Here is a 382-nt window from a genome sequence, read left to right as displayed (position 1 = left end):
AGCTATTGCCATCTAAAATAGCACGATCTTCAGGACCAAATGCACCTGGTACTTGGAACGTAGGATCAGTAACAGTACACTGTGCACACACTGCAACGGCTAAATCTTTATCTTTAAGCTCAGTTTTGTTGTAGCTTAAGTTGAAGGTTGCATTTAATTCGTCAGTTAACACCCACTCAGAATCAATTTCGAAACCATAGCCGGTTGTTTTATCAGCATTTAATAGACGGTTAAAGTTAGCACCACCACCTACTGCCGTTAGCTGCTGGTCATCCATAGTGTAATAAAATACTGTTGCATTTACACGGCCTTGGCCATCTAACACATCAGATTTAATACCTGTTTCAAACGAGGTAACAGTTTCTGAATCAGCAACGGTTAC

At 40.6% G+C, this 382-nt stretch carries 1 protein-coding gene; it reads right to left on the bottom strand.

Going from position 1 to position 382, the window contains the following annotated elements; translation table 11 throughout:
• Positions 1-382 (bottom strand): TonB-dependent receptor domain-containing protein (locus tag CWB76_RS19270; protein WP_138609724.1); only part of this gene is annotated, 382 nt, incomplete at both ends.

It is taken from the genome of Pseudoalteromonas sp. S1609, from assembly GCF_005887255.1.
Taxonomy (GTDB): domain Bacteria; phylum Pseudomonadota; class Gammaproteobacteria; order Enterobacterales; family Alteromonadaceae; genus Pseudoalteromonas.
The sequence above is the reverse complement of the archived record's forward strand: the minus strand, read 5'-3'. Positions and strand labels throughout refer to the sequence as shown.